This window comes from Wujia chipingensis, from assembly GCF_014337155.1.
Classification (GTDB): domain Bacteria; phylum Bacillota; class Clostridia; order Lachnospirales; family Lachnospiraceae; genus Coprococcus_C; species Coprococcus_C hominis.
Genome location: NZ_CP060632.1, coordinates 1,285,491 through 1,309,244, shown reverse-complemented (window position 1 = coordinate 1,309,244; position 23,754 = coordinate 1,285,491). Strand labels below are relative to the sequence as shown.

Genomic DNA, 23,754 nt, shown 5'->3' with positions numbered 1-23,754 from the left:
CCTAATTTATAGTTCTACTACTCAGCGTCCTTCAGGCTCAGGCTGATCTTACCCATACGGTCAACCTCAAGAACCTTAACCTTGACTACATCGCCGATATTTACGACATCCTCTACCTTCTCTACGCGGTGATCTGCCAGCTTAGAGATATGAATCAGTCCATCCTTGTTTGGTGACAGCTCTACGAATGCACCGAAGTTCATGATACGAACAACCTTACCTTCGTAAGTCTTACCAACTTCGATTGGATCTACGATAGAACGGATGATCTTCAATGCCTTGTCCATACCTGCCTGCTCAACACCGCAGATAAATACATTTCCATCATCATCGATATCGATCTTAACGCCTGTCTCCTCGATGATTGCGTTAATTGTCTTTCCTCTCTGTCCAATGATCTCACCGATCTTCTCCGGATCAACCTTTGTCTGGATGATCTTCGGAGCAAGCTCGCCAACGTGATCTCTTGGAGCTGCGATAGCCGGCTTCATACATGTATCCATGATGAAGAGTCTTGCCTCACGACATCTTGCGATTGCGCCCTCTACGATTGGACGTGTCAGACCATGAATCTTGATATCCATCTGGATTGCTGTGATACCTTCGGTTGTACCTGTTACCTTGAAATCCATGTCGCCGAAGAAATCTTCGAGTCCCTGAATATCTGTCAACAGTACATAATCATCATCTGTCTCACCAGTTACAAGGCCGCAGGAAATACCTGCTACCATCTTCTTGATTGGAACACCGGCAGCCATCAGTGACATACAAGATGCACATGTGGAAGCCATAGATGTTGAACCGTTTGACTCAAATGTCTCAGATACGGAACGGATTGCATATGGGAACTCGTCCTCACTTGGAAGTACAGGAACAAGTGCACGCTCAGCAAGTGCGCCATGTCCGATCTCACGACGTCCTGGTCCTCTGGATGGCTTTGTCTCACCAACAGAGTATGATGGGAAGTTGTAATGATGCATATATCTCTTCGTTGTAACATTTGTGTCAAGGCCATCCAACTTCTGAGCCTCAGAAAGCGGAGCCAGTGTTACAACGTTACAAATCTGTGTCTGTCCTCTTGTGAACATAGCAGAGCCATGGACTCTAGGAATGATATCAACCTCAGCAGCCAGTGGACGGATCTGTGTGATCTGTCTGCCATCCGGACGCTTATGATCCTTCAGAATCATCTTACGAACTGTCTTCTTCTGATACTGGTAAACAGCCTCATCAAGAACTGCCAGCCAGTCTTCCTTATCTGCAAATGCCTCTTCAAGCTTCTCCTTGATCTGGCGGATGTTCTCCTCACGCACCTGCTTCTCGTCTGTGAAGACTGCCTCTTCCATTGCTGCAGGTGGAACAAGCTCCTTGATTGCCTCAAACAGTTCTTCCGGAACTGCACAGCTTGTATAAGAATGCTTTGGCTTACCACACTCAGCTACGATCTTATCGATAAATGCGATTACTTTCTGGTTTAACTCATGGGCTGCATAAATAGCCTCGATCATCTTCGCCTCCGGCACTTCGTTCGCACCAGCCTCGATCATGATAACCTTATCTCTTGTAGATGCAACCGTAAGCTTCAGATCTGACTCCAGATTCTGTGTAGAATTTGGATTGAAGATCAGCTCGCCATTGATCATACCAACCTGTGTAGTTGCACATGGACCATCAAACGGGATATCAGAAATTGCTGTTGCAATCGCTGAACCAAGCATAGCCGTAAGCTCTGGAGAACACTCCGGATCTACTGACATAACCATGTTATTGAGTGTAACATCATTTCTGTAATCCTTTGGGAATAATGGTCTCATCGGACGGTCGATAACACGGGATGTAAGGATTGCGTTCTCGCTTGCCTTACCCTCACGCTTATTGAATCCTCCAGGGATTTTTCCTACCGAATACATCTTCTCCTCATACTCAACTGAAAGTGGGAAGAAATCGATACCATCTCTTGGTTTTTCTGATGCAGTTGCTGTAGAAAGTACAACTGTATCTCCGTAGTGCATCAAAGCTGCACCGTTTGCCTGCTTTGCAACTCTGCCTACATCGACACGCAAGGTTCTTCCGGCAAGTTCCATCTCAAACTTCTTGTACATAATAAATTCTCCTTGAAATATTTTTTCCTGCAATCAGACTCCGAAACGACTGAAAACGCCACTTTCTGTTTTATTGTTTTTATCGCACTGCCAGTGTCAGAAAATGATTTTTTCAGTTGTCTCGGTTTTGTCTTCATGCAATCTTTTAGATTATACCATCTATTTTCTTTTGCTTCAAGATGGGAATGGATGAAATGTGGGATTTTTTGTTTGTGATTTTTGCTTGGAGGCTGTTTCGCTTGGTACTGTCTGCTTGCTGTGGGTTTTTCCGCTTACTTTTCTACTTTCACGCCCACGCTATGGGTTTTCCCGCTTATTTTCCTACTTTCACGCCCAGTTTCCGCTCCCCGACATATCGATTAGCTTCCGGGATGGGCTTTTCTGCTTGCTTTTCACACCCTACGCCCACGCCATGGATTTCCACGCTTACTTTTCTGCTCCCACGCCCAGTTTCCGCTCCGGGACATATCGATTAGCTTCCGGGGTGGGCTTTTCTGCTTGCTTTTCTTCTCCTACGCCCACACTATGGGTTTCCCCGCCTACTTTTCTGCTTCCGCGCCCAGTTTCCGCTCCGCGACATATCGATTAGCTTCCGGGGTGGGCTTTTCTGCTTGCTTTTCACACCCTACGCCCACGCCATGGGTTTCCACGCTTACTTTTCTGCTCCCACGCCCAGTTTCCGCTCCGGGACATATCGATTAGCTTCCGGGGTGGGCTTTTCTGCTTGCTTTTCACACCCTACGCCCATGCCGTGGGTTTTTCCGCCTACTTTTCTGCTCCCACGCCCAAATCAATAGATTCATAAAAAGGAATTATGAATTTTCTGTGATAAAATCATGTATTCCATTTACGCAGCAACTTATATATGCTACATTAAGAACAACTCATTTATCGAGTTTTTAGCGCATAGTTTTTCATACAGAAAATCTGTTTTACAACTCAGAACAACTCAGATTTTACTTACCCACGTAGTTTACATTTTAGCGTGTTGCCTAACGGCTTCATGTGTTTTCGCATTATGATGGTCTGTACTATTACAGTCGTTGCAATGTCAATTATTGAAAGAGGTGTATATCATTTTTATACAGAATATTCTTGAACAGCAAAAACAATTAAATAAAAGCATCGAAAACTATAAAAAGCTTATCAATAAATTCCCCTCTGGAAAACTACAATGTTTCAAGAACGGAAAGCATATCAAATCATACAAAGTGAATGGCAATCTGAAAAAATACATTCCCACCAAAGAATCTGCCACTATTGAGAAATTAGCTTTGAAGAAATATTATGAAAGCTGTCTGGATGATTGCATCAAAGAAAAAGAGCTTCTTGATCGATTCATTCAAGATATTCAGGCTTTGCCGAATACATCTCAGAAGCTTCTGGCGACAGATTCAAATTATCACACATTTTTAGCTAAGGCACTGATTCCTGATGCATGGGCAGGCGTCTCCTATGAGCAAAATCCTTATAAGCGCGAAGATCTTATTCACAACACGTTTTCCGGAATGAAAGTACGCTCAAAGTCGGAGGAAATCATAGCAAATATTTTGTTCACAAACCATATTCCGTTTCGATATGAAGCGCCACTCACACTAAACGGATCAACCATGTATCCTGATTTTACAATCAAAAATCCAAAAAATAATTCCTATACTTATTGGGAGCATTTGGGGTTGATGGATAAAAAGGAATACAAAGATCATGCCATGGAGAAAATCAGTACATATTGTGACCACAATATCATTCCGGATGTTAATCTCATTCTAACTTACGAGACACAAAAGCATCCGTTAGATTCCAGTTGGGTGCAACAATTGGTGATGCGGAATTTCATGTAGAGTAGAGCTTGATTAAAATCCAGCTTGCCTTTTTGTTATAAATAAGTTCACCCCGGAAACCTTTTTCAAGTTTCCTGGGTGGGTGTCCCGCTTTTTCTCTTTCCACGCCCACAGCGTGGGCTTTTCCGTTTTCTGTCCCGCCCCCACGCTCAGAACATAAGAGACCCATATTCTTCACAAACCATTTTTATAAAATCAAAAAACATAGCGACTTTTATGAACACTCTCCATATATTTCAGTCATCTCCTTTAGTTTTAAAAAGAAAATGACTGAACCTTTATCTATTATGGAAAAACGCCCCGGATATCTCCAGAGCGTTTAAATTCATTTTTACTTAACCGTTATTTCCTTACCTGCTAAAGCTGCATACTCAGCAGCTGTTGCATCCCATGAAGCTGTATTATTGGTTGTATTATATACATAATAAATTGTTTTATCTCCCTGCGTATACTCTACTCCTCGTACAGTGTATTCTTCATGCTTGTTTGTTACACCTTCTGCAGATTTCCCAAGTTTAATTTTTACATTTGTAGAAGGTACATCTGCTGTATTATTAATTTGATCCTGAAATGCCTTCAATGTTGTTGCATCCATAGCTGACAAATCAGTTCCTTTTGCATAAGCACTTGAACACTCTGTCTGCGCAGCTGTCAATACCGTCTTTCCATTCAATACAATCTGCTGTCCCTTTGCTCTGTCAATATAACCAAGCAATGCTGGTACGAGGATTGCTGCCAAAATTGCGAGAATTACGATAACAACAATCAGCTCTACCAAAGTAAAACCTTTGTTTTCTTTCATCTTTTTCATAATCATTTCCTCCTTAGTCTTTTTGTTTTTTGATATGAAAAATCTTTATAAAGTATAGCAAAATTTGCTATCAGTATCAACTTTTTCCCTTTTTTTCGAGGGATTTTCTCATGGTAATTTTTACCATTTATGCCACATCTAGTTGCTCAACAGCCTTTTACAAATACTGATCGAGCTCTGCGACATCGTTTGAATATTTGTAAGCCATCTGGCGGTTAATCATACCGTTCTGAACCAAACGGGACAAATCACCATTTAATGTATGCATACCTACGGATGAACCGGACTGCATCAGAGAACCGAGCTGATGACATTTATTCTCACGGATCTGGTTGCAAACTGCATCCGTACCAACTAAGATTTCTGTCGCTACAACTCGTCCATTTCCACGTGCATTCGGAATCAGACACTGTGTGATTACACCATTTAACACGCTGGCAAGCTGTGTCCGTACCTGATTCTGCATGCCTGCTGGACAGGCGTCAATGATTCGATCAATCGTCTGTGCCGCACCAGTCGTATGCAGGGTGGACATAACCAGATGTCCGGTCTCTGCCGCAGTCAGTGCTGCTGAGATTGTCTCGTAATCACGCATCTCTCCTACCAGAATAATATCCGGGTCTTCACGAAGTGCACTTCGAAGTGCCGATGCAAAGTTTGTGACATCTCTTCCAACCTCTCTCTGGTGAATAAGTGCCATCTTTCTGTCGTATACATACTCGACCGGATCTTCAATCGTAATAATATGTTCCGGACGATTCTCGTTGATATAATCAATCATGGAAGCAAGTGTGGTTGATTTACCAGAACCGGTTGGTCCTGTCACAAGAATCATACCACGCGGCTTATCTGCCAGCTCCCGAAGCACGCTTGGAAGTCCAAGCATCTCCATCGACGGAATCGAGGAATTAAGCAGTCGGATTGTTGCCGCCATCTTGCCATCCTGCTTGAACACATTCACACGCTGACGGTTGCCATCCGGGGTACGAATTGCAAAATCCGCATCTATGCCTCGCTCAAGATTCTCCCGCTGTTCATCGGTCAAAAGCTCTGCGAGCATCGCGATGATTTCTCCGTCGCTTGGATTGGTCGGTGCATTCTGCAAGCGACCATTGATTCGATACATAAGTGGCATACCAACTGTGATATGAATATCCGAGCATCCCATCGAACGTGCTTCCATAATCATCTGATCTATCATCATATATATCGACCTCCTCTCGTATTATTTAATCTTTTTATTATGTTTTTTTATCATAATTTTTACTTGTTTTTTCTTCTACTTGCTGTCAGCTTCCGGCATGGGTTTTTTCTGCCTGCTTTTCTCTTCAAAAACACATACCGTGTGTTTTCTGACTTCAATTCTCGCTTTTATACACACTTTTCCCTTCTCTACACGCCAATCAGCTTCCGGTTTGTGTTTTTCTGCTTGCTTTCCCTTCAAAAAACACATGCCGCGTGTTTTCCGACTTCAATTCTCGCTTTTATACACACTTTTCCCTTCTCTACATGCCAATCAGCTTCCGGTTTGTGTTTTTCTGCCTGCTTTCTAAATATGTGCTTTAAACATATATTTTTTCCGCTCTCATCCTACTCATAATAAGACACGCGCAACAGTTCATCTACAGTCGTCGTACCATTTTCCACGAGTTCGAGTGCACTCTTCTTCAAGGTACTCATGCCCTGCTCCTGTACAGCATAATCTTTGATTTCCTCGACCGAAGCGCCCTTCGTGATCATTTCACGCACCTTCTTATCGATCATCAGGATTTCATGGATAGAAATACGTCCCTTGTAGCCCGTGTTGTTGCACTGTCTGCAGCCTTTGGCATGCTTGATCTGAGGGAAATGTACGCCTGCGATTGCTTCCTCCTGCTCGGTCATCGGTCCCCATTCACCACAGAACGGGCAGACTTTACGCACGAGTCGCTGTGCCACGATACCAACCAAAGAGCTGGCGATCATGTATGGCTCGACGCCCATATCCGCCAGTCGGACAACGGAAGAAGCCGCATCGTTCGTATGTAGAGTCGAAAGTACCAGATGTCCGGTGATTGCGGCACGGACAGAAATCGATGCGGTCTCTGCATCACGCGTCTCACCGACCATGATGATATCCGGGTCCTGACGAAGCAAGGCACGAAGTCCTACCTCGAAGGTCAGTCCTGCGGTATTATTTACCTGCATCTGATTGAGCTTTGGCACATTTTTCTCGACCGGATCTTCGATCGTCGAGATATTTACACTACGTTTTGCAAGTTCTTCCAGAATCATATACAGTGTCGTTGATTTACCGGAACCCGTCGGTCCGGTCAGATAAATGATTCCGTTTGGTGACTGCAGCATCCGCATTACGAGTTTATAGTTCCGGTCAGTCATACCGAACGTTCCCATATGGTCGATCGAACCTGCCGATGCAAGAAGTCTCAAAACCGCTTTCTCGCCAAATACGGTTGGAATGACAGATACACGAACATTCAGGTTCACACCTTCAATGTTGATACGGAAATGTCCATCCTGCGGGATTCTTCGCTCTGCGATATCAAGATCACCAAGGATTTTGATACGTGCCAGCAGGGAATTGTGAATGTTCTTCTGCAGCGTCATGAAGTCGCAGATAACACCATCCATACGCATTCGCACGCTTGTATGGTTCTCAAATGGCTCGATATGGATATCAGATGCATTTGAGTTATAAGCACGGACAAGCAGGCTGTTAAACAGGTTGATGATTGGCGTATCATCGTCGCCCTCTTCTACGCTGATCTCCATAACCTCACTCGTCTGTGTTGTATTCGCCGATGCTTTCTGTGCTGCCTGTCTTGCAGATACCTCTGAATAATAATACTGAATGGAATTTTCGAGCGGTGCCTTCTCACACAGAGAAATATGAACTTCCCGTCCGACAATCTGGCGGATATCCTCAATTCCATAGAAGTTCAGCGGATCGTCCACAAGGAGATAATACATCGTATCCTCTACCTTGTATCCCATCATGTTATATTTCTCGGCAAGAACACGCGGAATCATCTCCACCGCTTTCACATCCACAGACAGATCCGAAATATTGACAACCTCATAATTCAGACGCTTTCCAAGCGCCTCTAACATCTGTTTCTCTGTGATAAAGCCAAGTGCAATCAATGCGGCACCAAGACGGACACCTTTGTTTTCCTTCTGGTAGGCAACCGCCTGATTGATCTGATCTTCGTTGATGTATCCAAGTTCCTGCAATACATCACCGATTCGGATATTTTTATTACTGCGCATTTCCATCGTCCGGCACCTCCTCGTACATATAGATCTCAAGCGTCAATGTCAAAACACGCTCAGTCTTGATATCGTACTCACCTTCTTCGGTCAGGTTCGTGATACTCCGCTCCTCAGACCATGAATAGTTGCACACACGGATTTTCTTATCGCTGTTTGAGAGATCTTCGATCAGCTGAAGCAGATCACTCTCTTTTCCGCCTAGACGAAGTGTCACCGTCGCATTATAAATACCTGTTGTTACCTCATCATCAAATGCCGGAAGCGCACTCGTTTCGCTGTCCGTCGACATACCGCCACTCTCCTCAGCCGCTTCGATTTCAGAGCGTTCCGCTTTCGCGCCCTGTGGTGCTTCAGTCGTATCCGTTTCCTCCTGTGCTGCGAGCATTGCCGCACGCTTCGAATATACATATGGCTCCAAAGCCGTTTCTTCCTGTGGCATCTGGATAGCCAGATCATAGGCTGACAAGTTATATCCTAACACAAGCTCAGTAAAATACTTATCAATCTCTGCACTTTCCATCATTGGGAAGAATGATTCTCGTACTCCCTGTATCTCATTTGAAAACCGCTCGTTATCTGCCTCCATCATCGGCACCTGCGTAAGCTTCAGCTCATTTTCTTCCTGTGTTTCCTTCTGTGTCGCAATCTCTTTGTTCGTATTCACGATACCCTTTACAACCGGGTAAATACCCCAGTAACCAATGCAGACTACGATCACGAATATAGAAAGCATGATCAGGAGGTTTTTGTCTTTTTGTGTCATTTCTAACTTCATAACGATTCCCTCCTTATTCTGCATCGCCGACATCCGGCAAATTTGTTTCTGTTGTCTCTGGCTGTGCATCTGTATCGGTATGTCTGCCTGCGGACTCCGCCAGTGTACAGGTCACATGGATATCCCACAGCTCATCGGATTCCACATAAGAATATCCGGTATAATCAACATTGCTGAATATATCCACGCCGCACAAATTGCGGATGAATTTGTTGATATTATCTACCGTATCGGCACGCGCTGTCATCGTCAGCACGCCCAGATCCGCATCGAAAGAATCAAAGGTCACGGTTACAAGCCCCTGCGCGCAATCATCGACCACACTCATCACCTCACGGTTACAGACCGGATACGTGTATAGATTCTGATTCACTCCTGCAATCGCATTGTATTGATTGCTCAGATAGGATGTTTGCTCCAAAAGTACATCATACCGTGCAACCTCCATAATCGTTGCCGGAGACTCATTGTACTCCTTCAGCTTCTGCAATTCCTGTTTTTTTAGTGTGCGCACCGTAATACACACGGCAAGTCCCACAAGCATCACAGCAAGACTGATCAGAATTGCAAGAAATCCCTTTCCAACTCCGCCACCTTCTGTTTCCTTCTTTTTTCCGGCATGATAGCCGTCTAAGAAATTCTGCTTGCCGGCATTTCCCGTAACAAGACCGCTGATCGGGTGGAAATGTGCCTGTACATCCAGACCATTGGTTGCAACATGTGTATCTGCAAATACCTCCACACGCGCGTAAATATCAAGCTGGGAAATTGCATTCTGATATAATGGCAGATCCTGTGGATTCACACCCGCAAGTAAAACTGCCTCAATCGGATAATCCAGCTGGTTTGCCTGCATGAACTGACGGATCTGGCTGACGGAACGCGCGATATCCTGCGCATAGTCCTCGGTTCCCTGATCATGGAAGCAGCGGGTACTGTTGAAGTAATAAAAAGCCCCATTTACCCAGAGAATCGTCGTAATCGTCATGCGGTCTGCAATCTGCAGAACGAATGTCTTGTACTGCTGCGCCGCTGTCAATGCTGTCAGACGGATCAGACTACTCTCTCCGGAATAAACTGCCTTTACCTTCACGCCAATCTCTGTAAAGATGTCCACATAATCTTTGATGAAATCGGTTGTGATAATCTCGGCGTAGATTTTCTTTGTTGCCTTATTCTGTACGATTGGAAAATATCCGCAGATATAATCCTCTCCCTGTTTGATATCTGTAAATTCGCGGTTAATAAACTCTTCCGTCTTCTTCGGATTGAGCAGAGGCATCTCAATATTCTTACCGATAAATTTCGTTGAATTGATGACCAAGATCACATCCTTCGTCGGCAGATTATGCGTCGTCCAGAAGTTCTGCATGAAACTCACGAATGCATCCGCATCCATGATCATACCATTGATGATGCAGCCGTCCGGTGCATCTTCCGTATAACAATCCGCGACAGAAATCTTTCGATTTCCGGGAGTACCGGTGATCACTTGTATCTGTTGGTTTGCCAGATAAATGACTGTACTCATATGTATGTTCTCCTTCCATAGTAGATTTCATCCTGTACTGTAATACCCGGATTCAATACATTGCTTCTGGGGCATATTTAGTACGAATTCGCAATCGTCGCATACGAGCCGTAAATCGGCTGAATTACGGAAATAATAACAAATCCAACGACTGCCGCCATCACGACGATCATCGCAGGCTCTAAGTAAGAAACCAGCTTATTCATCGCAACCTCAGAATCATATTCCATCTGATTTGCAATCGATACAAGCATCGTATCGAGCGCACCTGTCTCCTCGCCGACTGCGACCGAAGAAGACAATTTCTTTGTAAATCCATCGACACGGTCCAGACTTTCACTCAGATTCATACCCGCACGGACATCTGCGATTACCTGGTCGAACTGTCTTTCAATATAAGAATTACCAATCGTATTTCTTGCGATCTGCAGGCAGTTGATAATCGAGATACCTGCGGAATATAAGCTCGACAAGGTTCTTGCGAAACGCGCCGTATAGATAACACGGCGGAGCTTGCCGATGACCGGAAGCTTCAGTTCGAGCTTATCCTTCGCATACCGGATTCCGGGTATTGCACACAGAACCCGGAAGAAAATATATAATACAACAGCCGCAATAATTAAGACATACCACTTATTTTTCACAAAATTACTGATTCCAAGCAGGATCGTCGTGGATGTCGGAAGTGTATCCATCTGTGAGAACAAATCCTTAAACTGCGGAATGACATAGCCCATAATGATTGCCACTACAACCACGATCAATACGCACAGAATCTTCGGATACGTCATCGAGCTTTTGACCTTCTGATTCAACCGGTATTCTTTCTCATAATGCACTGACATCTGCAGCGCAATCTTATCCATGCTTCCGCTGCTCTCCGCACTCTTGATCATGTTAATAAAGAGCGGTGGAAATGCATCGCCACTCGCAAGCATCGCCTCAGAGAGCGGTACGCCGGAACGCACCTGCTTCGAAAGTCCCACGTATACCTCACGTTCCTTCGGCTTGATGGACTCATCCTCAGAGATGATACGAAGTGCTTTCACGAGTGTGACACCCGCACCAAGCAGTTCGCCGATATTCTTTGCGAAATCAGAAATCGCATTGGACTTCAGCCGTTTCGTATTATTCTTGTCCGCCTGTGCCTTCGCCTGTATCAGATATTTTTTTTCTTGTTTCAAGCGCTCATGCAGATCAAGCTCATCCGCAGCCTGCATCGTACCGGAAATCATCTTTCCGTTCTCATCCTGCGCTCTGTATTTGTAAGTGACCAAGGACGTTTCCTCCTTTTTATCTCAAGTTCAGACACTGCCTGCAAATCCACAGGCAAAAACTTATTTCCGGTTTGTAATTAGAAAGTCCATCTCACAATACGGATTTTCTTTTCTTGTGTCTATCACTTTCATGTTTTTTCTTTTAATATGTTGAAGTCATCATACTCTTCACATAATCAATATAGGTCGAAATCATCGTGTCTCCCAGATTCTGCGTCAGCGAAACAAGTACGCCAAACGCCAGAAATGGTCCAAATGCAAACTGCTCTTTTCTGCCCTTCTTTTTCTTGACAAGCAGATATATCGCATACGCGCCACCGACAATGATGCCGACGAAGAATGCAGCAACTACACCCTTCCAACCAAGCAGGAATCCGGCTGCAAACATCATTTTCACGTCGCCGCCGCCAAAGCCGTTGAATAACATCAGAATAAACATCGGCACGCTGATCGCAAACAGTCCAATCACACGCTCTATGATCGTTGGTCCCGGCAACACCCAGATAGCAGGGATACCAAGCAACAGCAAAATCACATTCAACTGTGGCGGAATCTCCTGCGTGTCCGCATCAATCATCGTGATCACCATCAGATCACAGATCACAAGGAAGAACAGCAACGCGGATAGATGAATTCCGTACATTGCAACAGAAAATACTGCAAATGCACCACCGACCAGCTCGATAATAAGCGGACGTTTCGGCAATACAGAACCACAATATCTGCAGCGGTTTTGATAACGAATCCGGGAAAAGATCGGAATGACATCTTTCCATGTCTGCTCGTGGTCGCACTGCTTACAGTGGGAATGACGGATCGTCAGCTTCTCCTTCTTCGGAAGCCGTTCAATGACCAGATTCAGATAAGAAAACACAGTCACTCCCATCAAAAATACCAATATGTATATCATTGCATATAAAAAATAATTCATGTTCTACTCCTTTTACTCTGTTTTACAGTTGATCTGTGTGTCGGAATTCGCATCTAAATTATAACACTGAATATATTCCGTGTATGTAAAATCACCATACCGCGAGCTATGCAGTGTCAGACTCATATAAATAATATTGTCTGCATAATCTCCCTTCGGCTGTGTAAACTTCAACTCCTTGATGGAATACCCCATATACGCTTTCTGGTCAAATACCCAGTCAGTACTCTTCACTTCGCCACTTGCAACCACCACCGGATAATAATGCACAACCAGATATCCTTCTTCATTCACGCCAATATAGACATGACTGCCCTGCGCATCGGTAAACTCGATCTTATTATACCCTGTCGTTTCATTCTGTCCACCGAGCGTCGCATCTGTCGACAGCTGCATGACATATGGTAATGTGACCTCGTTCGTTGTTCCATCCTCATTTTTTACCTCCGTTGTGATTGTCGCATCCCGCGCACCCTCGATCTCACCGCGGATCTTCGAAGCAATGATGGATGATACCTGCATACCATTTGCAGTGCCCTTCGCAGTATAATAGACACTCACCGTATTCGCGATCACCTTGCTCGCCGCAATCATAAAAAGCCCGATAAGCATAAAGGTCACGATCATTTCCACCAGCGTGAGTCCCTGATTCTTATTATGAAATTTTCGAAAAAGCTGCTTCAGTTTTTTCATTTCAATAACTGACTCCTCTTATTCTCCTGCTTCTTCACTTTTATGTATCACCCGGAACACCGTCAGATCGGCACGATCACTATAATAACGGTGCAGCTTTGCTTCTATCGCAAAGCTCGTTGCCTGTGGCATATTCTGTGAATCTGTCTTATTTGTGTCCACCGTCAGTGTGATGCCTGTATCTGCTAATGTCTCAAACACGGTATCCGTCCGATACATTTCCTCGTTCAGGATACGCTGTTCCTCCTGCATATCCTTGCTTTTCTTGACCAATTCTCCGGATACGCCAAGCAGATGTACCATACACTCTGCCAGAACCATCACAAGAATCACGAATCCAACGATCACTTCCACCATCGTCGAACCTGCATTATTCATTTGTCGCACGATTTTTCTTCTCTTCATGTTACTCACGCTCCAGGAAACTCCAGCTCCAATGCTCACTTTTCAGAATATCATTTTTCGATGGATTTACCGTATCATCTCCAGTATCCACACCAATTTCTGCGTCCTCATAATCCATACAGGACAAATTATACTTTGACAACATGGATGCTGTCTGGTCACCCTTCGTACAGGTTACTTTGACACAAAGGACAACATCGTTTTTCGATATCTGATAACTGCCATCGTTCTCCCAATAGATACAGACTGAAATATCATCCGCCATCGCTGCATATTTTGTCGTATCTCCGCCTGTCGCTGCGAGAGTAAAATACCGGTACGCCGCTTTCTCCCCATGATCAGTCGAACTCTCCGATTCATAATACGGCCAGTTGCCCTGACACACATTATATCGAAGATACTGCCACAGCAGATTTTTTTCATCCGTCACATCTTGCTTCTGCATATCAAAACTTGTATATGCCGGCGTCGTCAGTTCTTTCTCTATTTCAATACTGATCGTCTTCGAAAGCTCCCGGCATTGGTTCTGTGTCACCCGGCGCACCGAAGACGAAAACAATGCATAGCTTACAAGCAGCAAAGATAAGCAGAACACAACGACAACCATACTGACAACAATCGCCACGATCATTGCAGAACCGCGATTTTCTTCTTTATGAAATTGTCTGAGCTTTCTTTTTCTCTGCATGTACCTGTAATTTATCTTTCTACTATTTTGATATTCCGGTAATTGTCAGCGTCTGTGGCTGTGTCCACTCGGCAAGTCCATCTTCCGAAATTGCCGCAAATCGGATCTGCACATCTTTCACATCCTCGGTAAACCATGTGTCCTTCTCCAGTATAAAGCTTGCGCTTGTCTGGTCTGCGGTATAATAAACGGACTGTACTAATGTACCCTCTGCATCAAATCCCAGCACCTGTACGAGCATCGGTTGCTCAATTGCCACTGTATAATTCACAACTTCTTTCTGTGTCGTACCACTTCCAACTGTCACCGTTGTTCCTGCAAGCTTCGGAAGCTCTGTCTTTGCAGCTTCCTTTTTCACAGTTCCAGTCCAGATCACCATATCCATCTCCTCGGCTTCCGTGATTGCGCTGGCATCTGTTGTCGTTGCATCATCAACCGGAATCAGTTTCCACATTGCGACATCCGAGCTTTCAAAGGCATCCAGATGTGCCTCGCCGACAACTGCCTGTACTGCAACGAACGTCGTTGTATCTGGAAGTAACACAGAAATCTGATTTTTTTCTGCAACCACCTTTGCGCAGATTGCAGTCGTTGTATCCTCCAGCCGTACATTTACGGCATAGCTTACGCTTATTGGTTTTTCTTCCGTCAGAATACCTGCAAACTCCGTGTATGGATTTGCTTCACACAGGCTTTCTCTGCGGATCTTTGCGTTGCTTCCTGCATAGTATACATAATATTTATCGGTCTTTGGCTGTACATACATCACGCCATATGCCCCGCTTGCATCCTTGATCTGCACCTCGTAATAATCGGCGCCATCCTGTACCTCGAACCGATATGCCCGTGACTCATACGTTCCAACCAGATCTTCATCCTGTACTGGTGCTGTCAATGTCCATTTTGTTCCATCGTAATACTGCAGGACACGCACATCGTCTGCCAAACGCTTGACATCCGGTGTTTCAAGCTTCTGGACAGTCTGTATTTCCTCGGTTGTTGCTTCTGTCGTAGAATCCTGTGTATCCGCATCCGTCACAGCATTCTCTGTCTCATCTGGCTGTCCCATCGTTCCAGCCATTGTCTCTGCTTCCTTTTTACCTTCTGAAGCATCCATAACGACCTGTTTCTCTTCTGCTCCATTCGATGCAAGCTGTGTAGTCTTCGAATACTTTGTTCCATTTACTGTACAATCTGCATATTGAATATTGCTCTCGATATCAGCATCTGCATATCCAACCATCGCATCTACACTTGTCCCCCCCGTCACGGCTCCATCACTTGTACAGCTATTAAACTTCACGCCCCTGTAGCGCAGGTATCCAATCATACCACCCGTGCACCATGTTCCGGTAACCGTACCGTAATTGTTGCACTTTGTAAATGTCATCGCATCACTGGTCTGATTCTCCATCTGTCCAACAATGCCACCAACCGCGATATTTCCGGTCGCAGTCGTCTTAACTTCTGCATAATTCGTAAGGTACTCCAGATTCTCGCCAGACATCGAATGTCCGATAATGCCACCCACAGCCGTATTTTCCCCTGCTGCTTTTGCTGTCACATACCATTTACCCGCTGTGATAATCTGTTCTGTCTGTGTGCCCTTTACAATGGCCCCCTTCTGGTTACATCCGACAATACCACCAGTATAACCAAGATAGTTGTCAATCGTTGTATTACCAGTTGCCTCTGCTTTATTATCCGTTGAGGAAATCGTTCCATAATTTGTACCGACGATACCTCCGACATTCGTTGTTGCCATATCATAGGTTGCTGTACCTGCCATGCCACCATGCACGTTTGTTTCTTTGCTTCCAACAGTGCTTGCCTTGACCGTAGAATTAAAACCATTTTCACCAACGATTCCACCGACATGTGCCGTTATATTATTTCCGACACCGGATATACTTCCTGTAAATCTACATTCCGTTATCTGTGCTGCATCCACATCCCCTGTTTTTTCTGATGCAATACCACTCACACCGACAATACCGCCGTAGCTTGCAATGGATGTACCAAGTTTACCTACAATCGCCGCATCTACAGTACACTGATTGACTGTACCCTTGTTCTCACCGACAATACCACCTGCAACTTCTTTCGCTGTGATGGTTCCATAATTATTGCTTGTCAGAATCTTATTATTCGACTTGCGGCTCGCGCTGATCATACCACCTGCGTATCCAGTCTTTGCCGTTACAGCAGCCCGGTTCTTCGCATTCTCGATACGTAAAAATGTGTTTGCATCATCGTATCCAACAAGTCCGCCAACATAAGTATCTGCTGTCACGCTTCCACCGCCAACAGTACCTGTCACATACATCTGCACTTCGCTTGTATCAACCTTTGCATTACATACCGCATTGATTACGGCAACTTCTGATGCCTGATTTAAGGTCAGTTTTCTTACATTCTCCGCTGTCGTTCTTGCATAGGTTGTGTCCGTACTGTTTACAAGCATCGTGTATCCGATGTAGCCACCAGTAAATGCACTGCCTGTAATTGTGCCGGAGAAGTTCGCCATATCCGCAGAAGTTTGAATGCGGGCGTACTGGATATCTTCGGTTTGCTGTTGTAATTTCGTTGTATAGAAAATCAATTTTGCATTTTCCAATATTCGATTATATGTTTCTGGAGCTCCAATAATATATACACTTACACCTGCTCCACCACCATTATTTAATTTTGTATGCTTATTTAATCTACTATTATCTGCATAACACTTGAACTCTAAGTACCGATATGTTGTATTATCCTCTATTCTTTGCTTTATCTCATAACTTGCTCCTGAATAATTCAAAGATTCCAAATACAATTGATCACTTTCTTCCAAAGGAAGTTCTATTGACCAGTCAAAAATATCATCATCACTTGCGTTCTCGATTTTCAAGAGTTTAATCTGATAAGCACTACCTGTATTTATCCATTGATTTTTATTGCCATCCCAGTAACCCGTCGTTGCTTGCCCATTTATTTCAAAAGGATAGGTACTATCATTCAAACCAACTGTATGCTTGTTTTTCTCAGTAATGTTGATATTGCCTGGCTTAATCGTTGTCTTATTTCCATCACCGCCACCATAAAAAAGTTCAATATCTGTGATATCGAAAGAATAAAGTTCCTCATAATTTATAAATGAAAGCTGAAATGATTTTTGTCCGCAAGTCTGTCCAGCCGCAATATTCGGATGCCACTGATCTGGTTTTATAATATAAATCGTCTCTGTTTCAGAAGATTCGTCATCTTTTGTTACTGATACATTATTAAATTGTTCCCCTGTAACAGCGCCCTTTTTAAAATGCATTTTTAAATACCAGTTTGTCATTTCCTGATCACTATCATTTACAACGTTAAAATCATATTGCGCTGTCGGAGCGTTCGCATTTCCCCATAAATTAGTCCTTTGCAATGTTACATAACAAAGTTTCGTTGTATTACCCGCGGAAGAATCCGTTGCCGTATCGGTAGATCCACTCTGTCCAGGCTCCGTAATCATGTTCTGGTTATACCCATTCGTATTGATGATGTTCGCGCCAATCACACCACCGACAAAATATTTGCCGCTGATGTTCTGTGTGCTTACATATAATTGTTTCGCACTTCCGTCTGCCTTCTGCAACATCAAAATCGACGCATTGCAGCCGGCAAGTCCGCCGACATAGCTTCCTTTATCTGTATCTCCATTTATACTTCCAGCCGTCACAGCGTAGTTTGTAACTTCCGCGCCACTGTCATTATAACCAACGATACCACCAACATAGTTTTTACCGACGATGCGTACATTGTTATCTTTTCTTGCTTCTGCTTTGATCACACCATGATTGTAACCAGTGATTCCTCCAACATAATCAGCTGCATGGGAAACCGGATATTCCCCAGCAACAGTCACTGCACCCGATGTATCAAGATTTTCAAGCAGAGAACCTGTATTATAACCACTGATACCTCCTGCATACATACCGGTTGCATAGACAACGCCTGTATTCTGCCAGTTTGACACCGTATTTTTCGTATTCACAGCATCCGATACCACGACTGGCTTTGCTCCATTTTCAACTAACGACAGTGTATCGTTACTGCTATTTCCTGTCTCTTCCTGTGTCTTTGCCAGATCAATATCTGCATTCGCGCCAATCACACCACCGACATAGGAACAGCCAATGACATAGTTGTCATTTCTGCCATTTGTATTCGTATCGTCCGTACCCGAAAGCTCCGCAGGACCAGTTGCATAACCGACGATACCGCCGACATAATCATGTCCAAATACATAGCTGCACTTGCCGTTATCCAATTCTGCACGCACACCTTCAAGCGTACTAAAATAACTGTAACCGGTAATACCACCGACATACGTTCCAGCCACCTTGTCCGCATAAGTTGCAAATGCCGTTCCATCCTGATTTCCAAGGAATGCCTGTAAATCTTTTCTCGAATAAAACGGTGTACTGTTGCTGTTTTTGATTGTAATATTTACAAGGGCTGATGTATCATCTGTATGATTTGCCGCATACTCGTTTACACAGCTTCCCGCTATACCACCGATGAATTTACTGTCCTTTTTATCTTCGCCATCCTTCACGACCGCATATACGGCACCTGTATTCTCACAATCTTCCAATGTGATGGCAGTTGACCGATTCTTCTCTGTCCGAAGCTCGCCGACAACACCTCCCACATGTGAAAGTCCGGTTACCTTTGCAGCATTGGAAAGCTCCTTCCATGTGACTGCAGACACAACCGAATCCGAATCCGCAATCAGTGTTCCGGTAATACCACCGACATAAGACTTTCCTTTTACAAAACTGGCTGTTTCTGCGTCTACATCATCATTTACGACTTCGAGATTTTCTAAGATTCCCGCCGTCTCTCCAGTCAGATTCTTACCATACACCGTGATTCCGGCAAAAGAGCCAACATAATCGCCCGGAGACGTTATCTGTACTTCATCCAGTTTCAGATTTCCGATAGTTCCATAATTCGTGGCAAATAAACCAACCGGCTTTTTCTCATCATCCGCTTTACCAGTATCCGTGTCTGTATACAACCTACACAGGGCATTTCCTGCCTGAGACATAGTAAGTCCCTTGATCGTATACGACTCACCATCTGTATTCTTACCATCCAGAGAATCTTCCGCACGAAGCTGCTTCATCGAGATAAAGGATTCTGCCAGACTTTCTGTCGCATCATTTAAATTGATATTGATATCATTTCCATTTGTATTATAAAACGCCCCTGACGCCACAAATTTCGTCCAATCGATATCTTCCGACAACTGGAAGTGACAGGCTAACGTTTTCTTTGTATCCTGCTCATAATGCGCACTGCTCAGGCGCAGTTCATCCACAGACTTCTCAGTATTCGCTGTAATATCTGTCACGTAACGCATATTATAAAGATGTCTTGCATTTGCAATCGAATAATTGTAATTTACAACCTTCTTTGTGGCATCCGTATTGTTATTTTCCTCGGCAAAATAAACATACGACTGGTTACTCTGCCGCTCTGTTGTTGTATCATATGCAGCACCATACCCCTTGATCGAGCATTTGATCTTATTTGCATCCAGACCAAACCGATGGAATGTATAGGTTGACTTGAACTTAAAGTTTGCATTGGCAACCTTATCTGCTTTCAATGTGTCCCGTAAAATTGACAAATTCATCTCATAGCTGGCAGATGTCGCCTGAAAATCCGCTGCATCCAATACGACACGGATCGTTCCATCCGTATCGCTCCATGCAAGGACTGGGAACTCCCCAAGCTCCTGCGCACTCCAAGTTCCAGTCTCATCTTTCACATACCGTGTGATTGCACAGTTCTGTGCCTGCCGGTTTGCATAATTCTTGATCTTTGCTCCGTTTAATGTGAACTTCATAACCGGAACACCATCTGCCATATTCTCACTGGTACAGAAATCAGAATCTACATCATAGACGGTAATGTCATAATTCATCTTCTGTGCGGCATTTGCCGGCTTGCTGACCTTGAATGACAGATTTAATGTATCTTCATTATTTAATTTCACTTCGTCAATGGATGGCTTTTCCTTTGTACCCTTCAGCGCCGTCGACAATGTATCCACACCATAGTACCCGATCATACGGTCTTTCCGGTAAGAATCATACCGGGTGGCAATGTTAACCGAACCCCGAAGGGAATCATTGTCATTATCATACTCGAAAATTTCTACCTCATCTCCATTTGACTTGGCAGAATAAAGGACAGAAAATACCTGTCCATCCTCTAAGGAAAACTCGACGCAGATCGCGTCATTTAAGATAGACGTATCATACAGATACCCCTGTAAAAGCTGATATACGATTGGTGCCGTCGGGCTTGTCGTATTTTTTCCTGCCGCATACAGACTATAATCGTCCTTATTTGCACGCACAGAAATAAGCGTACCCTTATTTACCGTTACCCAAACGGAATCATCACTGTACGCCTGTCCTTCTTCGTAATATATCGAATCCAGCTTCACCTCGGCTGGACTAAAATTTTTCGTCTGCTTTGCAAAATCTTCTAAGGTTCCATTTGCATTATATTCCGACAACTGATTCTGCGCTGCCAAAAACATGGTCTCTGCATATTCATTCGCCTGGTTAAAGTCTGACCAGTCCTGCCATGCCATAAGTCCCATGACTGATATTGTGAGCAATATCGACAGCAACATCATCGTCACGATCATCTCAACAAGCGTGAAACCCCGATTGGATCTGCATCGTCTCTTTTGTGTCGATCTCATATTTATCACCTACTGTATAACACTATTCGCTTTATTATACAAATATATCGGAAAAAAGGCAAACTTTATCCAGTGATTTTTTTTGCATATTTTTGCCATTTCGGTGAAATTTGTGTGATATCTTACATAAATAGCTCCAGTATATACACAATCGCACACGAAACAAGCGACACCACAAACATGCTTGTCCTGCGCCATGCAAGGATCAGCGCCACGACGAATCCGATGCCTGCTGCCACCATACTGTTGCTCGCCGTGAGGATCGCCGGGAATGTCATAACCGCGAGCGTCACATATGGCACATAGAACAGAAACGACCGCACCGTCTTGTTCTTGATCTCTTTCTTGATCAATGTGAGTGGCAGAACACGGATCAGATACGTGACTGCTGCCATCACAAGAATGTACAGATAAATATTATGCTTCATGGTTCGCCTCCTCTTCTTCCTTCTCCTCATCCGGAAGCGGGAACAGCACGGCTGCCACCCCGGAGATCACAACAGTCAGAATAATCACCTTCATACCGGAAGAAATATTCTTGATCACCGGTATCTTCGTGAAAAGGAAGCTCGCCGCCATCGCGATGATCACAAGTCCGCGGATCACCTTATTGTCTCTGGCAGGCGGGATAATGATTGCCAAGAACATACCATATAATGCAACGGAAAGCGCACTAACCACGCCGCCCGGCAGTACATTGCCAAGCACCACGCCGAGACAGGTGCCAATCGTCCATGCCGGAATCGCGATTGACATCGCGCCATACATATAGCATGGGTTCAATTTACCCTTTCTCGCAACCGAGATGCCGAAGATCTCATCGGTCACACCAAATCCAATAAAAAAGCGGTGTATGATTGAAAACTTCGGATCAAGCTTCTGTGTCAGTGCACACGACATCAACATATAACGTAAGTTTATGACGAGCTGCATCAGTGCAAGCTCTGCATACCCTACGCCGCCGGCAATGGCTGTGATTGCCGCAAATTCTCCCGCCGATGTCGTATTCGTCAGACTCATAATTGTCGCCGGAAGTGCATGCACCCCCGCATTTCTAGCCGCAATACCAAGTGTAAATGCGACCGCAAGGTATCCAAGTGCGATTGGAATTGCATCCCGCATTCCATCGCAGTAATTTTTTCGATTTATATTTTCTGCTCCACTCATTTTATCTCATCCATCACTTCTTCTAAAGTTCCGTGGTCTGTCCGCACACGGATATGGCAGGCACGCGCATAGACGGGTCCCCGCTCTTTCATCATCGCCTGGATCTTCGCATACGGATCGTCGCACTGCAACAGCGGACGGTTCGTGCAATGCTTTACCCGCGCATAGGTCGTATCTGCATCTGCCATCAGATAATATACTGTTCCGACTTCTTTCAATAGATCACTGTTCTCCTTGCGAAGCGGCAGTCCACCGCCCGTCGCGATCACGCAATGTGTCTTCTCCCGAAGTTTCCGGATGACATCCGTCTCCAAAGCGCGGAAATATGCCTCTCCCTTCTTCTCGAAGATGTCCGGAATCGTCATTCCCTCCTGTGCCTCTATATAAAGGTCGGTATCAATAAATTCATATCCAAGTTTCTTGGCAAGTGCCTTTCCAACGGTTGTCTTCCCGGCACCCATATAACCGATCAGGACAATGTTATCGCCGCGTTTCTTCCCATAGATCGCATCCTGCAGCGCCAGATACACCTTATCCGTCAGCGCCTCAGAGACTTTCAGATTATTCCACAATTCATATGCAAGAATGCCCTGATAGAGTAACATCTTCAAGCCATTTACCGCTGGCACGCCAAGCTTCGCCATCTCCTTTAAGAATGGCGTCTGTGCCGGATTGTAGATCAGATCCACGCCTGCCTTCGCCATCGCATAGAACGCATCGCCAAAATCAAACGGCATTCCGTCACCCTCATGCAGCCCGACCGAAGTACACTGGATCATCAGATATTTTCCATCCGGAATACTCTGATAATCCTCCGAAGCCACCGCCTGCACCACCGTCTTTTCTGTAAATGCATTCATGTCATCCGCGATTGCCTGCGCACGCGCAAATGTCCGGTTTACAATATACACCTGCTTTGCGCCGTAGCTGACACACATATACGCGACCGCACGTGCGGCACCACCTGCGCCAAGCATGATAACTGTCTCATCCTTTAATGCAATTCCTTCTGTCTCTAACGCTTTCGCCAGTCCCGGCATATCCGTGTTGTAGCCCTTATAGCCGCCCTCCACACGGACAAGTGTATTAACCGCGCCGATCGTCTTCGCGGCGATATCCACATTCACGAGACTCTCCATCACGTGCTGCTTGTGCGGCACGGTAATATTCAGTCCAAGCACGCCCTCGTCATACGCCAGCTTCACACAACGGGACAAATCCTCGTCCTTCACGCAGAATGGCACATACCGCTCTGACAGCCCCAGTGCATCGCTGAGCGTGTCATGGATGACCGGTGACAATGTATGTTTGATCGGATTTCCGAAGATTCCAAGCAGATGCTCTGCAGCGACATCCTCGTAACCCTGTATCGCATATTTCATGATTTCCATCGCTATTTTCCCCTGTTTCGTCTATAATTGTCTATAATCAGACATTTTCCTCAAATATAATACCATAAAAGTGAAAACCTGCAACCATTTAGATACATTTCTGATACATTTGTAT

General features: G+C 44.7%; 16 protein-coding genes. 1 reads left to right on the top strand and 15 read right to left on the bottom strand.

Annotated elements, in window-relative coordinates; genetic code table 11:
- Nucleotides 1-17: 17 nt before the first annotated feature.
- On the bottom strand, nt 18-2,102 hold the full coding sequence (locus H9Q76_RS06105; RefSeq protein WP_118373590.1) for a polyribonucleotide nucleotidyltransferase: 2,085 nt from the start codon (nt 2,100-2,102) through the stop codon (nt 18-20).
- 1,058 nt (nt 2,103-3,160) lie between these two features.
- Between H9Q76_RS06105 and H9Q76_RS06100 the strand changes: the two genes are divergently transcribed.
- Nucleotides 3,161-3,943 carry a hypothetical protein gene (locus H9Q76_RS06100; protein ID WP_117780204.1) on the top strand — a complete coding sequence of 261 codons (783 nt, stop codon included), beginning with the start codon at nt 3,161-3,163 and terminating at the stop codon, nt 3,941-3,943.
- A 331-nt stretch (nt 3,944-4,274) separates the two neighbouring features.
- Here H9Q76_RS06100 and H9Q76_RS06095 read toward each other — a convergent pair whose 3' ends face one another.
- From H9Q76_RS06095 to aroE, 14 genes are all read right to left on the bottom strand, one after another.
- Entirely contained in the window at nt 4,275-4,754 is a 480-nt protein-coding gene (locus H9Q76_RS06095; RefSeq protein ID WP_021985634.1) for a type II secretion system protein, read from the bottom strand.
- Nucleotides 4,755-4,911: 157 nt separating this feature from the next.
- A complete protein-coding gene (locus tag H9Q76_RS06090) occupies nt 4,912-5,958 on the bottom strand; it encodes a type IV pilus twitching motility protein PilT (RefSeq protein WP_021985635.1) in 1,047 nt (348 codons plus the stop codon).
- A 386-nt stretch (nt 5,959-6,344) separates the two neighbouring features.
- Entirely contained in the window at nt 6,345-8,030 is a 1,686-nt protein-coding gene (locus H9Q76_RS06085; RefSeq protein ID WP_021986027.1) for a GspE/PulE family protein, read from the bottom strand.
- Nucleotides 8,014-8,802 carry a hypothetical protein gene (locus H9Q76_RS06080; RefSeq protein WP_021986028.1) on the bottom strand — a complete coding sequence of 263 codons (789 nt, stop codon included), beginning with the start codon at nt 8,800-8,802 and terminating at the stop codon, nt 8,014-8,016. The genes H9Q76_RS06085 and H9Q76_RS06080 overlap by 17 nt, the downstream gene beginning before the upstream one ends.
- A 13-nt stretch (nt 8,803-8,815) precedes the next feature.
- Nucleotides 8,816-10,333 carry a type IV pilus biogenesis protein PilM gene (locus H9Q76_RS06075; protein WP_249321838.1) on the bottom strand — a complete coding sequence of 506 codons (1,518 nt, stop codon included), beginning with the start codon at nt 10,331-10,333 and terminating at the stop codon, nt 8,816-8,818.
- 77 nt (nt 10,334-10,410) lie between these two features.
- Nucleotides 10,411-11,610 carry a type II secretion system F family protein gene (locus H9Q76_RS06070; RefSeq protein ID WP_117780209.1) on the bottom strand — a complete coding sequence of 400 codons (1,200 nt, stop codon included), beginning with the start codon at nt 11,608-11,610 and terminating at the stop codon, nt 10,411-10,413.
- 142 nt (nt 11,611-11,752) lie between these two features.
- Nucleotides 11,753-12,541, bottom strand: coding sequence for a prepilin peptidase (locus tag H9Q76_RS06065; RefSeq protein WP_249321837.1), 789 nt, complete (start codon nt 12,539-12,541; stop codon nt 11,753-11,755).
- A gap of 12 nt (nt 12,542-12,553) precedes the next feature.
- Entirely contained in the window at nt 12,554-13,234 is a 681-nt protein-coding gene (locus H9Q76_RS06060) for a PilW family protein (protein WP_021986032.1), read from the bottom strand.
- A gap of 18 nt (nt 13,235-13,252) precedes the next feature.
- Nucleotides 13,253-13,639: a hypothetical protein gene (locus H9Q76_RS06055; protein ID WP_117780212.1), complete on the bottom strand. Its 387-nt coding sequence runs from the start codon at nt 13,637-13,639 to the stop codon at nt 13,253-13,255.
- A gap of 1 nt (nt 13,640) precedes the next feature.
- Nucleotides 13,641-14,327 (bottom strand): hypothetical protein, encoded by a 687-nt coding sequence (locus H9Q76_RS06050; protein WP_249321836.1) that lies wholly within the window; start codon nt 14,325-14,327, stop codon nt 13,641-13,643.
- A 22-nt stretch (nt 14,328-14,349) separates the two neighbouring features.
- Complete coding sequence (locus tag H9Q76_RS06045; RefSeq protein ID WP_249321835.1) at nt 14,350-21,081, bottom strand: type II secretion system protein; 6,732 nt, start codon at nt 21,079-21,081, stop codon at nt 14,350-14,352.
- A gap of 122 nt (nt 21,082-21,203) precedes the next feature.
- Nucleotides 21,204-21,509, bottom strand: a complete 306-nt coding sequence (locus H9Q76_RS06040) for an AzlD domain-containing protein (RefSeq protein ID WP_021986036.1) — start codon at nt 21,507-21,509, stop codon at nt 21,204-21,206.
- Nucleotides 21,499-22,248, bottom strand: a complete 750-nt coding sequence (locus H9Q76_RS06035; RefSeq protein ID WP_249321834.1) for an AzlC family ABC transporter permease — start codon at nt 22,246-22,248, stop codon at nt 21,499-21,501. Before H9Q76_RS06035 ends, H9Q76_RS06040 begins: the two co-directional genes overlap by 11 nt.
- Nucleotides 22,245-23,639, bottom strand: a complete 1,395-nt coding sequence (aroE, locus tag H9Q76_RS06030) for a shikimate dehydrogenase (RefSeq protein WP_249321833.1) — start codon at nt 23,637-23,639, stop codon at nt 22,245-22,247. The genes H9Q76_RS06035 and aroE overlap by 4 nt, the downstream gene beginning before the upstream one ends.
- Between the last annotated feature and the right edge of the window lie 115 nt (nt 23,640-23,754).